General features: G+C 68.1%; 11 protein-coding genes and 2 tRNA genes. All 13 read left to right on the forward strand.

The genetic code is table 11. The annotated features are described in order from the left end of the window. The first annotated feature begins 281 nt into the window (after positions 1-281). Complete coding sequence (locus GWK18_RS03690) at positions 282-2,249, forward strand: DEAD/DEAH box helicase (protein WP_166833292.1); 1,968 nt, start codon at positions 282-284, stop codon at positions 2,247-2,249. Positions 2,250-2,339: 90 nt separating this feature from the next. Continuing rightward, a complete protein-coding gene (locus tag GWK18_RS03695; protein ID WP_166833294.1) occupies positions 2,340-3,893 on the forward strand; it encodes a HAMP domain-containing sensor histidine kinase in 1,554 nt (517 codons plus the stop codon). 25 nt (positions 3,894-3,918) lie between these two features. After that, complete coding sequence (locus GWK18_RS03700) at positions 3,919-4,629, forward strand: response regulator transcription factor (protein WP_166833296.1); 711 nt, start codon at positions 3,919-3,921, stop codon at positions 4,627-4,629. 236 nt (positions 4,630-4,865) lie between these two features. After that, on the forward strand, positions 4,866-6,077 hold the full coding sequence (locus tag GWK18_RS03705) for a glycosyltransferase (protein ID WP_166833298.1): 1,212 nt from the start codon (positions 4,866-4,868) through the stop codon (positions 6,075-6,077). A gap of 20 nt (positions 6,078-6,097) precedes the next feature. Continuing rightward, positions 6,098-8,551, forward strand: coding sequence for a glycosyltransferase family 4 protein (locus tag GWK18_RS03710; protein WP_348535826.1), 2,454 nt, complete (start codon positions 6,098-6,100; stop codon positions 8,549-8,551). After that, positions 8,548-10,389 carry an ABC transporter ATP-binding protein gene (locus GWK18_RS03715; protein ID WP_166833302.1) on the forward strand — a complete coding sequence of 614 codons (1,842 nt, stop codon included), beginning with the start codon at positions 8,548-8,550 and terminating at the stop codon, positions 10,387-10,389. The genes GWK18_RS03710 and GWK18_RS03715 overlap by 4 nt, the downstream gene beginning before the upstream one ends. Positions 10,390-10,394: 5 nt before the next feature. After that, positions 10,395-12,944, forward strand: a complete 2,550-nt coding sequence (locus GWK18_RS03720) for a phosphotransferase (protein WP_166833304.1) — start codon at positions 10,395-10,397, stop codon at positions 12,942-12,944. Between the two features lie 107 nt (positions 12,945-13,051). Beyond that, positions 13,052-13,576, forward strand: a complete 525-nt coding sequence (locus GWK18_RS03725; RefSeq protein WP_166833306.1) for a hypothetical protein — start codon at positions 13,052-13,054, stop codon at positions 13,574-13,576. Positions 13,577-13,693: 117 nt separating this feature from the next. Next, a tRNA-Thr gene (locus GWK18_RS03730) sits at positions 13,694-13,765 on the forward strand. Positions 13,766-13,828: 63 nt separating this feature from the next. Then, positions 13,829-13,902 (forward strand) — tRNA-Met (locus GWK18_RS03735). A gap of 95 nt (positions 13,903-13,997) precedes the next feature. Next, positions 13,998-14,447 (forward strand): MaoC family dehydratase N-terminal domain-containing protein, encoded by a 450-nt coding sequence (locus GWK18_RS03740; RefSeq protein WP_166833308.1) that lies wholly within the window; start codon positions 13,998-14,000, stop codon positions 14,445-14,447. Next, entirely contained in the window at positions 14,444-14,923 is a 480-nt protein-coding gene (locus tag GWK18_RS03745; RefSeq protein WP_166833310.1) for a MaoC/PaaZ C-terminal domain-containing protein, read from the forward strand. Before GWK18_RS03740 ends, GWK18_RS03745 begins: the two co-directional genes overlap by 4 nt. After that, positions 14,920-16,096 (forward strand): MFS transporter (locus GWK18_RS03750; protein WP_209280896.1); only part of this gene is annotated, 1,177 nt, incomplete at its 3' end. The genes GWK18_RS03745 and GWK18_RS03750, both read left to right, overlap by 4 nt.

A 16,096-nucleotide genomic window follows, 5' to 3' on the forward strand; every position in this document is an offset into this window, starting at 1 on the left:
GATAGGCTGGGACTATTCATTCCGGTCCATTCCCTGGATCTCCCTGGATCAATCGTGCACCGGCCGCATTGTGCCGCCGGTGGCTGGTGGGGAAACCCCACCCAGTTCTGTCGTTGCCACCTCCCGTACGTCGCTCGAGACGACGGGTTCGGCCCGCGGCCCATGACTTCGGAACCGCTCACCCGCGGGGCCGCACCGAGGGATCACCGGAGCCATGAGGATCACCGTCCAACCGCCAGCGGTTGTGTCGTGTGCTCTGTGAACCCTGAGGAGCCTGCGCTTTGACCAGCCCGAACGACGAAACCACCACCTCCGAGAACGCTGTATCAACGGAGCCCGCGACCAACGACTCCGGGTCAGACGACCGCTCGACCGAGAACTCGGCTCCCGAAGGTGGCTCCGCGGAGACGGAGAACGCAGGTCCGACCTTTGCCGACCTCGGTATCGACGGACGGGTGCTCTCGGCACTCGAGGGCATCGGGTACGAGAAGCCCTCGCCCATCCAGGAAGCGACCATCCCGTTGCTGCTGGAAGGTCGCGACGTCGTCGGACTGGCCCAGACCGGTACCGGCAAGACGGCCGCGTTCGCCGTCCCCGCACTGTCCCGGCTGGCCGAACTCGCGGACCTCAACGGGCCCAGCACCTCGACCAAGGTCCTGGTCCTGGCACCCACACGTGAACTCGCCCTGCAGGTCGCGGAGGCCTTCAGCTCCTACGCCGTGAACCTGGAGAACTTCACCGTCCTGCCGGTCTACGGCGGGTCCTCTTACGGCCCCCAGCTCTCCGGGCTGCGCCGCGGCGCGCAGGTTGTCGTGGGCACCCCCGGGCGAGTGATCGACCACCTCAAGCGCGGGTCCCTGGACCTCGAAGACTTGCAGTACGTGGTCCTGGACGAGGCCGACGAGATGCTGCGCATGGGTTTCGCCGAGGACGTGGAGACCATCCTGTCCCAGACCCCCGTGGAGAAGCAGGTGGCCCTGTTCTCCGCGACCATGCCGCCCGCGATCCGCAAGATCGCCCAGCAGTACCTGCGCAACCCCGAAGAGATCACGGTCAAGGCCAAGACGGCCACGGCCAAGAACATCCGGCAGCGCTACCTGCAGGTCATGGGACCGCACAAGCTCGAGGCCATGACCCGCTTGCTGGAGGTCGAGGAGCACGACGGCATCATCGTGTTCGTGCGCACCAAGGCTGCCACGGAGGAAGTGGCGGAGAAGCTGCGTGCCCGTGGCCACGCAGCGGCCGCCATCAACGGTGACATCCCGCAGCAACTGCGCGAAAAGACCGTGGACCAGCTGCGTGAAGGCAAGATCGACATCCTGGTGGCCACCGACGTCGCCGCCCGAGGACTGGACGTCGAACGCATCTCCTTGGTGGTCAACTACGACATCCCCCACGACACCGAGTCCTACGTCCACCGCATCGGTCGGACCGGCCGCGCGGGGCGCACCGGTGACGCCGTGTTGTTCATGACCCCGCGTGAGAAGTACCTGCTGCGCGCGATCGAGCGCACCACCCGCCAGCCCGTGGAGCAGATGCCCATGCCCACTGTGGAGGACGTCAACGCCACGCGCCGGCAGACCTTCGCGCAGGGCATCACGGATGCCATCGAGGGTGAGGACCTCTCCCTGTTCCGTGGGCTCGTGGAGGACTACGTCTCGGAACACGACGTCGACCCCGTCGAGGTGGCCGCGGCCCTGGCCGTAATCGCCCAGGACGGTCGCCCCTTCCTGGCCGAGGAACTGCCCGAACTGCCCAAGCGCAAGGACCGCGACCGTCGTCGTGACGACCGCGAGGGCGGCGAGCGCGGTGGCCGTTCGCGCGCACCGCGCTCCGAGGAAGGCAAGGCCACGTATTGGGTGGCCGTGGGGCACAAGCACCACGCGGCACCCGGGGCGATCGTCGGTGCGCTGACCAACGAAGGCGGCCTGAACGGCAGCGACGTCGGCGCGATCGAGATCCGCCCGTCCTTCAGCCTGATCGGCCTCCCGGACGACCTGAGCCGGGACGACCTCCAGCGCCTGGGTGAGATCAAGATCAACGGGCAGCGCCTCGACATCCGCCTGGACCGCGGACCCAAGTCCGGTGGCGGAGCCGGCGGTGCCGGACGTCCCCGCAGCGGTGGCTACGGCGACCGTCCGCCGCGTTCGGGCGGCCGTGGATTCAAGGGCAAGCAGGGCCCCCGCCGCAACGACGGATTCGGTGAGGGACGCGACAAGCGCAAGCCGAGGTTCAAGAAGAGCTACTGAGCCGATGCTGCACGGATGAGGCCCCCGGCCCGGGAAAACGGTGCCGGGGGCCTCATCGTCGTCTCATCCGTTACATCTACCCTGGAGGCCATGGCTGGGTCACGGTGGACCACGGTGCGGACGGAACTGCATTCCGTCCGTTCCCGCGTGCTGGCCACGACCATCGTGTCCATGGCTTTGACCCTCACCCTGGTGGGTGGCATCACGCACTATCTGCGCCTGGTGGACCTCGAGGAGGGCATCCAACGGGACATCGAGCAGGAGGTCAGCGAGTTGCAGCGTCTGGCCGAGAGCGGCCCGGTGGCACCCGACACCAGCGCGGTTCACGGGTCGGGACCGCGGCAGGGCGAACCGTTCACGGATGCGGATCAACTGCTCTACACGTTCATGACCACCACGGTTCCGGGTGAGCACGAGAACTTCATGGTCATCCTGGACGGTCAGCCGGCCTACGAATACCTGGGGGAACCCCGCCTGCAACTCGACCACCCCGACCGTGTGACCGCCGTCAAGCAAAGAGCCAAGTCCGAACAGACCGTGATCTTCGATCACGAACTCGACGGACAGACACTTCGGATCGGGGTGATCGATGTTTCTCTGCCCACCGATGACCGCGATGCCTTCCTGGTGATCGGCACCGATCTGAGCACGCAGCGCGCAGCCGTCTACGACTCGTGGTGGCGGTTCACCGGTATATCGGCGGTCATGTTGATCCTGGGCAGCCTGATCTCGTACTTCCTGGTCGGTCGCATCACGGCACCCATCACCCGGCTCAGGGAAGCAGCACAGAAAATCACCGCCGAGGACCTCGAACGGCGGGTGCCGGTGACCAAGGCCGATTCCGACGTCGGACAGCTGGCCCAGCACTTCAACTACATGCTGGACAGGATCGAGGACGGGTTCGACCAGCAACGGCAGTTCCTCGACGACGCGGCGCATGAACTGCGAACACCTCTGACGATCCTGCACGGCAACCTGGAGCTCATGGATGCCGTGGATCCGGCGGACGTGGAGGAGACACGGGGCATGCTCCTGGACGAGATCGAACGGATGAACCGACTGGTCGAGGACCTCCTGCTGCTGGCCAAGTCCCAGCGTGCGGACTTCATCCGTCCCGAGCCGGTTGACATCCGGGAATTCCTGGAAACGATGATGGACCGGGTCCGTGCGCTCGGTGACCGGCAATGGCGGCTGGACGCCGTGCCCGACGGAGTCGTCGTGGCCGACCGTCAACGCCTGGCGCAGGCCGTGATCCAACTGGCGGCCAATGCCGTCAAGTTCTCCGCCAGCGGCGACCACATCGTTCTGGGGGCCGCATGGTCGGCGGCCCCGGACGACGTACGGCAGCAGACCAGGTCCAGGACCGGACGCTTCCTGGAACTCTGGGTCAGGGACACCGGCGTGGGGATTGCCCGAGCCGACCAGAAACGCATCTTCGAACGCTTCGGTCGCGCCGTCACAGGCCGCAGCGTGGAGGGATCCGGGCTCGGACTGGCCATCGTCTCGGCCATCGCAGAGGGCCACGGGGGCGCGGTTCGGCTGCGATCGGAACCCGGCGTGGGATCCACGTTCACATTGTGGCTGCCGGCGGTGGCGTCCTCGGAGGCCGACCGCGAACGGGCAGGAGACGGGCGAAGCTCATGAATGATCGGACAGGAAGGAACGGGTGATGGCCAGCATCCTCATTGCCGAGGACGAGGAACGAATCTCGCGCTTCATCCAGAAGGGTCTGCGCGCCTCCGGCTTCACCACATCGGTGGTGGAAGACGGGGTGAGCGCACTGGACTACGCCTCGACCGGCGAATTCGACCTGTTGATCCTGGACGTCGGACTGCCGGGCATGGACGGGTTCAAGGTCCTCTCGATGTTGCGCGACATGGGTTCGACGGTGCCCGTGATCATGTGCACCGCGCGGGACTCCGTCGAGGACACGGTCCACGGGCTCGACAAGGGTGCGGACGATTACCTGGCCAAGCCCTTCCGATTCCAGGAACTGCTGGCCAGGGTCAAGGCACGGCTGCGCAGCACCGCGCCGCCGACCGTCGAGGACCAACTGAGCTACGGGACGTTGCGCCTGGACATCGGAATGCGGTGCGCCTTCGTCACAGCACCCACCGACGATGCGGACGGCCAGGACACGGTGTCAGGGCATGAGGAACCGATCGAGCTGTCAGCCCGAGAATTCAGCATTGCCCGGGTCTTCCTGGAGAACGGTGGACAGGTCCTGACCCGTGACCAGTTGCTCAACAAGGTGTGGGGGTACGACTTCGACGGGTCCTCCAACGTGGTGGACGTCTACATCCGATACCTGCGCAACAAACTCGGTGCTGAGCGCTTCGTGACCGTTCGCGGAGTGGGATACCGCTTGGCGGAGGTCTGACCCTCAGGCAGTTCCGGGGTTGCTCTGCGCCCGGATCCTCGGCGGCCAATGACGACGACGAACGCCGGTCACGGTTGGGCCGGTGACAGGCAGGTTCCATGAGAATCTCCTCATGAACGCCTCATACCCTCATCATCCAGGACGAACACAGTGGAGTCATTCAACAGCACGTGATCGGTGAACCCCTCGACGGGTCCCCGCTCACGTGACGGACGGGTGACCCAGGGAGGCCGATGATGAGCACGGACGAATTGCGGGTGGTGTTCTACTCGCACGATTCCCAGGGGCTCGGTCACACGCGGCGCAACTTGGCGCTGGCTCACGCTTTGGCCCGCGATCTGCCCACGATGACGGGCCGGACCGTCACGGGACTCCTGCTCACCGGCGTGGACCACGCCACGAGTCACCAGAAACCCGCCGGGTTCGACTGGGTGGTCCTTCCCGGCGTGGCCAAAGGCAGACACGGGTACGGGCCACGCCACCTCAACGTCGGCATGGAGCACGTCACCCGGTTGCGCTCGAGCATGCTGCACGCAGCGTTGTTGGGCTTCCGGCCTCACCTGATGGTGGTGGACCGACACGTCTGGGGCGTGGACCGCGAGTTGGAACAGCCCCTGCGCAGTCTCCGCGAAGCCTTCCCACAGACCCGCATCGTGTTGGGGCTGCGAGAGGTTCTGGACGACCCGGCCGTCGCTGCTCGGGAATGGTCTGCGGCAGGACCCCTCGGGCGACTGCGCGAGGTGTACGACCAGATCTGGGTGTACGGCGACCCCGACGTCCATGATCCGGTGGCCACCGGTGAGGTCCCGGAGGGACTTCGTGACCTGGTCCGCCACACCGGGTACCTGGCGGCCGGGCGGCCCACGGGGGAACGCACCCAAGGGGTGACCAGGCCCTATGTCGTCTCGATGGCCGGCGGCGGCTTCGACGGCGCTGACCTGCTCTGCGCCGCAGCCTCCCTGCGGCTGCCCCACGGCTTTCACCACCTGGTCATCACGGGCCCGCAGATGCCGACGTCGGCGGTCAGCCGGATCACGGCTGCTGCGGCCCGGAACACGACCGTGGTCAGGTCCGTTCCTGACGCCCTGGTGGAGGTGGTCTCGGCGGATGCCGTGATCTCCATGGGCGGCTACAACTCCACGGCAGAAATCCTGACCACCAACACTCCCGCGTTGATCGTGCCCCGCGAGCGACCCCGACGTGAACAACTGATCCGGGCCCGGGCGTTGGCCGCGCGTGGGGCCGTGGACGTCCTCCGGGCCGGAGACGTCAGCCCCGAACGATTGGCTCGTTGGGTGGCTTCGGCGGTCGGGACCGTGCGGTTGCGGCGCGACCTCGACCTGCAGGGCCTCCGTGCGGTGGGCCGACTGGCGGCGGACCTGCTCGCCGACCCCGGGTCCTCCTCGGGCGACACCGACCGGACCCCGGCGTGGGCGGGGCGGGCATGACCGGCCACAGGATCGGATACGTGCTGAAGGTCTACCCACGGTTCTCGGAGACCTTCGTGGTCACCGAAATCCTGGCGCGGGAGGCACAGGGGGAGGACATCGAGATTTTTGCCCTCCGCCACTCCACGGATCCCCGGTTCCACCCGGAACTGGCCCGTGTCCAAGCCCCACTGACCTACGTACCACGTCCGTTCAAGGCGACGGAAGCCTGGGAGGTCGTGCTCCGCGCCCAGGGGGCGGTACCCGGTTTCGCGAAGAACCTGGCGGCACTGTTGCCCGAACTCTCCGACGCCGATCCCACCGTGGTCCACCAGGGCATCGAACTGGCCACACTGATCACCGAGCGGGGAATCACCCATCTGCACTGCCATTTCGCCAACATCTCGGCTCAGGTCGCGGAGATCGCGTCCAGATTGACCGGGGTCCCGTTCTCCGTGACCACCCACGCCAAGGACCTGTTCCACGAGTCCGTGAGCCACACGCGTCTGGAGCGCACGCTGCGGCACGCCGACCACGTGGTCACGATTTCCGAGTACAACCGACGGTTCCTGGACGCCACCTTTCCGGGCCGTACCGAGCACGTGCACCTGGTGCACAACGGCTTGGAACTGGGTCGCTTCCCCTACCGGGAACCGAGCCCGCCCGGCGGTCGATTGCACGTCGTCGGTGTGGGACGCCTGGTCGAGAAGAAAGGATTCGACGTCCTGATCGAAGCCGCTGCCCGGGCCCACGGGCGCGGCCTGCCCCTGCGGGTGAGTATCGCCGGGGGCGGTGAGCTGGAGCAGGACCTGCGGAACCTCGCCCGCGTGCGCAGCGTCGAGGACGTCGTCGAATTCCTGGGCCCGCGGACCCAGCGCGAGATCGTCGAACTCCTGCGCGAGGCGGACGTCTTCGCCGCACCGTGCGTGGTCGGTGCCGACGGGAACGCCGACGGCCTGCCGACCGTCCTGTTGGAAGCCATGGCCATCGGCGTTCCGGTCGTGGCCACGGCGGTCACCGGGATTCCCGAGGTGGTCCGCAACGGATCGTCCGTGACCTCACCGACCGGGATCCTGCTGGAGCCCGGGGACGTTGCGGGCCTGGCCGAAGCCTTCGCCACGGTGGCCGACCCGGGATGGGACCGGCGGGGGACCACAGCCTCCGCACGGGTCCTGGTGGAGACCACCTTCGACTCGAGGGCCCAGGCCGGGACGTTGCGTGCACTTCTGCCTCCGCGACTTCGCGTGGCCTACGTGAGCGCCGACCCCGGCATCCCGGTGTTCGGCACCAAAGGGGCCTCCGTCCACGTCCAGGAGATCATCCGGTGCTGGCGAACCCTGGGAGCGCGGGTCACGGTCTACACCACCCGAGTGGGGGAGGACGTGCCACCCGATCTGGCCGACCTCGACGTCGTACACGTGCCCGTCCCACCCGCCGTGCCGGACACCGACCTCGAGCACGATCGCACGCACCGTGTGGCCGAACGAGAACGCGCCCAGGCTGAGGCCTCTCGAGCCATCGCGGAGCGGGTCGTGGCCGATGGTGCCGACGCCGTCTACGAGCGGTATTCCCTGTTCTCCACGGCGCTGTCCACGATCACCGGCCTCCTGGGCATCCCGGGCTACTTGGAGGTCAATTCCCCCCTGATCGACGAGCAACGCCTGCACCGGGACCTGGTGGACGACGACGGCGCCCGGATCACCTTGGCACAGCAGGTCCGCGCTGCCAGCCGGGTCGCGTGCGTGTCCGAGCCCGTTGCGCGCTGGGTTGCAACAACCGCGGCCGCGTGCCCGGCTCCCGAGGCCTCCGAGAACGGTTGGCGGGAGCGGATCCTGGTGGTGCCCAACGGGGTCAACGTGGACCGCATCCGACCGACCTGTGATTCCCGTCAGGACGTCCTGCGCGGCTCGACGGCTGGGGAGGGACCCGCGGAGGCCCCGCCCGTGGTGGTGTTCGTGGGCACGTTGAAGCCGTGGCACGGTGTGGAACACCTGGTGCGAGCCCGTTCCCTGGCTGCCACGGATTGGCGCCTGCGCCTGGTGGGAGACGGCCCGCAACGTGCTGCCCTGGCGGAGCTGGCTTCCTCCTTGGGCGTGGACGTGGATTTCACGGGCGCGGTGGCTCCGGACGACATCCCGGACTGCCTGGGTGACTGCGCGATCGCAGTCGCCCCCTACCCCCGTACCGAACACAGTTCGGACCAGTACTTCTCACCCCTCAAGGTCTACGAGTACTGCGCCGCGGCGCTGCCCGTGGTGGCCTCCGCCGTGGGCCAGATTCCCGGAATCGTGAATGACGGCGTCACGGGAGTGCTCGTCGAGCCGTCGGACCCCGCGGCTCTGGCGGAGGCGATCGACGGCCTGGTCAGCGACCCGACCCGTCGTCGTTCCATGGGGCGTGCCGCTCGTCGCACGGCCGAGGCGGAGCGCTCCTGGTCTCGGGTGCTGGACAGGATCCTGTCGGGCACGGAACTCGACCCGGTGACAGCGGCATGAGTGGCGCGGCGCCTCGGTCCTCCACATCGGCACTGGGTCGGTCCCTGGGGCTCATCCGACCCCATCTGGGGGAGCACCGCTGGCTCGTCTGCGGTGGGGTGCTCGCCCTGCTGCTGGAGGTCGCCTTCCGAGTGCTGGAACCCTGGCCGCTCAAGATCGTGATCGATGCCGTGACACGGTCCCTCGGCGCGGGCGGGGACGCCGTCGACCCGTGGATCCCGGAGGCCTCCTGGCAACTCTTGGTGGCCGCCGGGTTGGCCACGGTGTGCATCGTGGGCTTCCGGGCGCTCACCAACTACCTGGCCACCGTGGCCTTCACACTGGTGGGTTCTCGGGTGTCGACGGTGCTGCGCGGGCGGCTGTTCCGGCACGTCCAGGCGTTGTCCGACCGCTTCCATTCCGGGTCCCGCGCCGGGGACACCGTGCAGCGCATCGTCTCGGACATCGGCAAGCTTCAGGAGGTTGCGGTCACCGCCGGGCTGCCGCTGCTGGCCAACGTGATCACCTTGGTGGCCATGTGCATCGTCATGCTGTTCCTGGACTGGATGCTGGCACTGGTGGTCGTGGGCGCGATTCTGGTCTTCTGGCTCATGGGCAGGGGCTCCTCCGGACGAATCACGGAGGCCTCGAGGAGGACCCGTCAGGGAGAAGGTGCGCTGGCCAACACGGCACACGAGGCCCTGGGTGCCATCCGCGTGGTCCAGGCCTACGGCCTCGAAAAGCGCATGGCTGCCTCCTTCGACGCATCCAACCGGCTGGCCCTGACCCAGGGCGTGAAGTCCCGCCGCCTGGCCGCGGGACTGGAACGGTCCACGGACGTCATCGTCGGCGTGGCCACCGCGATCGTTCTGGTCGGCGGAGGCCTACGGGTCATGCACGGGCACATGACGTTGGGTGACCTGGTGCTGTTCACCACGTACCTCAAGACCTGCATGAAGCCGCTGCGGGACATGGCCAAGTACACGGGCCGGATCGCCCGCGCGTCCGCCTCGGGTGAGCGGATTGCCGACCTTCTGGACGTCACCCCGGAGATTCGCGACGGCCGGGACTGCGTCGAACTGGAGAACGTCCGCGGTGACATCTCCTTCCGGGCTGTCGACGTGTCCTACGGCGATCCGGCCGACACCGAGCACCGCTTGGTGCTGCGGGACATCGACCTGGTCATTCCCGCTGGGCAACACGTGAGCGTGATCGGGCCCTCCGGTTCGGGCAAGTCCACGTTGGTCTCGCTGCTGGTGCGGACCCTGGACCCGGTGCATGGCTCCGTTGCGATCGACGGGCAGGACCTTCGGCTACTGTCCCTGGCATCCGTCCGGTCGAACGTGGCGCTGCTCCTGCAGGACTCCGTCCTGTTCCACGGCAGCATCCGCGAGAACATCCGCATGGGCCGCGACGACGCAACGGACGCCGAGGTGGAGGCCGCCGCCCGCGCGGCTCAGGCCCACGAATTCGTGGTCGGCTTCCCCGACGGGTACGACACGGTGGTGGCTGAACGCGGGTCCACGCTCTCCGGTGGGCAACGCCAGCGCATCGCGATTGCCCGCGCACTGCTGCGGGACGCACCGATCGTGGTGCTGGACGAGGCCACCACGGGTCTGGACCCCCAGTCGACCACCGCGGTGGTGGACGCCATCGGTGGGTTGATCCTTGGTCGTACGTCTCTTGCCGTGACCCACGACGCCGGCATGGCGCTGGCTTCGGACCGGGTGCTGTGGGTTCAAGACGGTGCCATTCTGCTCGACGGCACACCCCAGGACCTGTTGTCCGCCGACGACGGAGTCTTCGCCGCTTGGGTCGCGCAACAACAGGCCCGCGACCGGCGGGAGGTGCGGGGGTGAGGGACATGCCCGACGCCGGAGCCGACCTGCCCGGGATGACATGGCTCCTGGATCCCGAACGCCTGGTGTCTCTCTTCGAGGGCACCGCCTTTCCCGTGGGCGTCACGGCCGAGGACCTGAGCTCGAGCTACCTCCGGTTCAAACCGGGGGTCTCCGCGGTCCTGCGGGTCGACGTCGGTATCGGCACCGAGTCTGGAACTCGACGCTGTCAGACCTTGTGGGCGGGGACCTACGCGCCGGCCCCCGCAGGCAAAGTGGAGAAGGCCAGGCAGAGGGCGGCAGCTGTCGTCACGGGCCCCGACGAGCCCTTGATGCACGTCCAAACAGTTCCCGGGCACCCCGGGCACGTGATCGCGGTGGGACTGCCGACGGCCGATCTCAAACTCGGCGAGGTACTGCGTACGGTCCTCCCCGACGACGCACGCGACGTGGGCAGCGACTGCTCGCCGGCTCACGTCCTGCGGTTCAACCCGCAGCGCAGGCTGGTGCTGTCGATCGGATCGAACCAGCAGAGGCTGGTGACCAAGATCTGCGTGGAACCCGCTGGAGCCTCCGGAGCTGTGCTCGAACGACTGGCCGCCGCAGGGATCCCCGTGCTGACCGAAGCCCCCACCTCGTGGGCGAAAGCCGACCCCCGGGTGCGTAGTTACCACTGGTTCGGCGACGGTGACCTGTCCTCCCTCTCCGGGACGGCTGCCGGACGGGCGGGCACGTTGGCGGGGCGTGCGCTCGCTGACCTGCACGGTGCACGGGACCTGGTGGGCCAGGGACCCGGAGAGGGGACCGGTGACGCCGGAGCGTGGGATGCCAGTGAACTCGGTCCCCCGATTGACCCGGGGGCCAAACTGGCGGCGATGAGCGCGGACCTACGGGCGCTGGACCTGGCGGCGACGCGTCGGTTCGACACCCTCGCCACCCGCACGCTCGCCCTGCTGGCCCCAGTGCCCGACGGTCGCGAGGAGCGTGACCCCGCAAGGAGTCACTTGCCTGGCACCCGGAGTGCTCTGTTGCACGGTGACTTCTCGACGGACCAGGTCCTCGTGGATTTGCCCGGTCTGGCGGCATTGACCGGCCGGGCTGACCCGGCTGACACGGGTGGGCCGTCAGGGCCTCGTGGCCACCCGGTCGTCATCACAGATCTGGACCGAATCCGTACGGGAGACCCCGCCGATGACTTGGGAAACCTGATCTCCGCAGAGGTACAGACCCGCGTGCTCAACGGCTCGGCCGAGGACCGGGTGTGGGAGGGGCTTTCCGAGCTGAACCAGTACGTCCTGGACGGTTACCGGGCCCGGGTGCGTGCCAGGGGTTCGTCCGCACCCGATGATCGGCAGATCCGAGCCTGGGCCGGATTCCACCTGCTCATGCGGGTGATGTCCCCGTTCAGGAACTGCTCACCCACGTGGCGCTCGGACCTGCAACACCTCATGACCGCCACGGAGCACATCCTTCCGAAACCGGGCCCCGGTCCATCCAGGGATCCAGAAATGCAAGCCCGACCCGGTGACGGTGACGGCATCGTGCCCGCCCGAATCGTGTCGTGCGGGGAGATCCTCACGGTCAAACGCGCCTGGCCGAAGGCCGACGGACGGTTGAGTGCCGAACTCGTGGATTCCGCCGGAAGGATCCGGGCCGCTTCCGCACGCGCAGACAACGGTCGTGCGGAACTCACCTGGCGCGTGCAACCGTTCGGAGTGGATCCTCGTCTGCCCGGGCTGGAGGCCCTTGCCGACACGGGACGGCTGGTGGTGCATCGCAGTGGACGCCGGGCGGTGGTGGAGCTGGCGAACAGCTACGTCAAACTCCTGCCGGAGGGCAGAGCCGAGGCCGTGGCGAGGCCTTCCGAAGAGCTCCACCGCATGGGCAGCGCTGCGGGTTTCCCGGTGCCTCGCGTGCTCTCGGTGGCACCGGACCGAGTGGAGTTCTCCGTGTTGCCGGGGCGGAGCCTCCACGAACTAGGACTGCGAGGACAGGACTCGGCCTACCGGGCCGGGATCCGTTCCTGGGCACGGCGGTGGCCGGACTTGGTCCGCGGCGGTGCCGACTGTCCCACACTCCCGCAGTTCACGGCACAGGACGAAGCATCGGTCCTGGCCGACTGGGTGGCCCGGTTGGAGGCCTTCCCCGGGGCGTCAGGTGGAGCCCGGAGGTCTGTGCGGGAAACTTTGGACCGCGTCACGGAGGCCTTGGTGCACAACGCCCCGCGGCAGGCAGGGGGAGTGCTGCACCGCGATCTTCACGAGAAACAGGTGATCGTCGACGGCCCCCATGTCGGCCTGCTCGATTTTGACACCGCTGCGGCGGGGGAGCCCGCACTGGACCTGGCCAACCTGAGTGTGCACTTCGAGTGGCATCGGCGTCAGGGGGTCTTGAGCCCGGCGCTCTGTGCCTACGGCCAAGGGGCCGTGACGGAGACGGCCGAAGAACTCGGCGTCCGAGGTGACAGGTTCGAGGTCTACCGCGCGTCGACCCGGTTGCGGCTGGGGTGTGTGTACGCGTTTCGACCGAGGTGGGCCGCTCTGGCCCGGGAGTGGTTGGCAGAGCAACCCGTGTGAGCTGAACGTGTCCGGCGGATCACGACCCCACCAGAACGGCCAGGAACCATTGGGGCGAGAGCCGGTTTCTCATACGCATCTTATGTACGGGCATGACCATGTGAACCATGAAAGTTGTCTGGTCCACACTCGGTCTGGTAGTCGTCGGTGTCCTGGCGTTGCTGCTGTGGAATGCCGCCTCCGGTGAACCACGGCAAGAGGTCCTGCGCGAAGGGGTCGTGGTGGACGGTGGCGCGTCCTCGCCCAGCCCCAGCGGGACGGTCGAGACCCCGGGCGAGGAGACCTCGGGAGCAGCGCAGAACGCCTCGGGGGAGTCCAGTTCCCAAGCGGATCGCGAGGACGACTCCCAGGCCACGCAACCGCCGGTCACGGAATCCCCGGTGGCTGCGGACGCCGGTGTGGGCGACAACGCGGCCGCCGCGCAACCGCCCGCGGTCACGAATCCACAGCCGGTGCCGGCCCCGGCGGAGGCCGCTGCACCCACTCAGGTCCCGGTCCCCGTACAGCCCGCCCCGGCACCCGTTCCTCAGCAGGGTTCCGTCGACGACGGTGCCCATGGCGACGTGGAGCTCGAAGGGGACGGTGACGACGACTCCGAGGGAGACGATGCGGACGACTGGGACGATGACTGAACTGACGTGGAAAACGGGCCGCATGTGCGGGTGATGTCAGGCCGGTTCGCCCGGTGCCCGTCACCGGCTGCCACGGTTTTTGCAACGCGGAGAACCCCTGTTACAGTATTCCGCGTTGCCCCGATAGCTCAGTGGTAGAGCGCCATCTTGGTAAGATGGAGGTCCCGGGATCGATTCCCGGTCGGGGCTCTCGTGATGAGGGCCCGCGGTTCACATTTTCAGCGTGATCCCGCGGGTTTCCCCATCCATCCTGGCGGTGTAGCTCAGCTGGTTAGAGCGCACGACTCATAATCGTGAGGTCGACGGATCGAGCCCGTCCACCGCTACGGACCGAAAGCCCGTGATCCTTTGAAACACCAGGATCGCGGGCTTTCCTCGTGTGAGTCCGGCAGGTAGTTGACCACACTGAGAGGAGCGCCTTGTGAGCGTGAACCCCGATGTCCTGGGCCGGACGTATCCGTCCATCGCCCCCTACCAGGTCTCCCGCGAGGCCGTCCGCGCTTTTGCCGCCGCGGTCCACGCGCAGGCGCCCGTTCACAGCGACCTCGACGCCGCGCGGGCCGCCGGCCACGCCGACCTGGTGGCACCTCCCACGTTCGCGATCATCGTGGCGCAGAAGGCCGAGGCCGCGGTCGTGGCGGACCCGGAGGCCGGGATCGACTTCTCACGTGTGGTCCACGCCGACCAGCGCTTCACCCACCATCGCGCGATCGTGGCCGGCGACGAACTGACGGCCGCCACCACGGTGGACACCGTCCGGGCCGTGGGTACGGGTGGCATGGTCACCTTCCGCACGGAAATCGTCGACCCGGAAGGGCAGCCGGTGTCCACCGCGCTGTCTTCGCTGCTCGTGAGGGGAGAGGACCAGTGAACGTGGAATTCGAGTCACTCGAGAAGGGCCAGGAAGTGGCCACCAGGACGGTCGAGCTGTCCCGTGCCGACCTGGTGCGTTACGCGGCCGCCTCCGGGGATTTCAACCCCATCCACTGGAACGAACCGTTCGCGACGTCGGTGGGGCTGCCCAACGTCATCGCCCACGGGATGCTGACCATGGGCGCGGCCATGCAGGTCGTCGTCGACTGGGCCGGGGATCCCGCGGCCGTCACCGACGTCCAGACCCGGTTCACCAAGCCCGTCGTCGTTCCCAATGCCTTCGGCGCGGAGGTCGAACCCTCGACCACGCTGAGCATCTCCGCAAAGGTCGGAGCCCTGGACCCTGAGGCCAGGACGGCCCGGATCGACCTCACGGTCACCGCCCCGGACCTCTCCGATCCCGGCGTGGCACGTGACGCGGCCCCCGCCCTCAAGGTGCTGGTCAAGGCACAGGCCGTGGTGGTCTGCCGATGACCCCGGCCCGCGGGCGCTCCTTGCGTTCGTGGACCGTCGCGGTCTTCGCGATCTATCTGGCCTCCGGGCTGGCCATCTCGGCCTGGCTGACGCGGATCCCCACGATCGCCGACTCCCTCGACCTGGGGCCCGCGGCGTTGGGCGCCCTGCTGCTGACCCAGACCGTCGCGGCCTTCGCGTCCGTGTCGGCGTCGGGGCTGATCGTTCTGCAGCTCGGAGCGCGGCGCACACTTGCGTTGTTCTCGGCCATGGTCACCGTGGGGCTGTTCGTGCTCGGCACGGGTGTGACGGTCCTTCAGTCCCTGCCGGTCACGGTCGTCGGGCTCCTGCTCTTCGGGCTCGGGTCGGCCACCTGGAACGTGGCCGCCAATGTCGAGGGGACGGCCCTGGAAGTCGGCCTCGGACGTTCGATCATGCCGATGATGCACGGGTTCTTCTCGATCGGCACCGTGCTGGGCGCGGGGGTCGGTTCGCTGGCGGCCGCGGGGCAGGTTCCGTTGCTGTGGCACGTCGGCCTGGTCGCCTGCGTCATGTTCGCGCTCGTGTGGTTCGCGCTGCCCGCACTCCAGGGCGACGACCGCGCCACCGACCCACACCATCGTGAGGTCCAACCGATCACCTCGCAGATTCCCGTCATCACCGGGACACTCCCTGCGGTTCCACCGCGATCCGACGACGACGCAGCGGGCCCGGCTGAGGGCGGACGGCCCATCACCACCGCGGGCAGTGACGCTCCCGGGAACTCCGAGAGGAGTCCCGGTAAACCCGTGTCCGTCCTGGAAGCGTGGAAGGACCCGCGGACCGTTCTGGTCGGGATCTTCGTGCTCGGCATGGCCCTGACCGAGGGCGCGGCCAACGACTGGGTGGCGCTGGCCCTGACCGAGGGCTACGGGGCAGAGGAATCGGTGGGTGCGGTCGGATACGGCATCTTCGTGGCCGCCATGACCACGGGCCGGATGAGCGGCACCTGGCTCATCGACCGGTTCGGGCGGATCCCGGTGCTCCGGGTGGCCTGCGCCCTGGCCCTGGTGGGGCTGGCGGTGTTCGCCTTCTCGCCCTCCGTCACGGTCGGCCTGATTTCCTTGTTCCTGTGGGGCCTCGGGGCCTCGCTGGGGTTCCCCGTCGGGATGTTGGCGGGCGCCGGCGGCCCCGCCTCGTCCGCCCGCCCCCCCT

It is taken from the genome of Kocuria sp. JC486 (assembly GCF_011602805.1).
In the GTDB taxonomy this organism is placed as follows: Bacteria; Actinomycetota; Actinomycetes; order Actinomycetales; family Micrococcaceae; genus Kocuria; species Kocuria soli.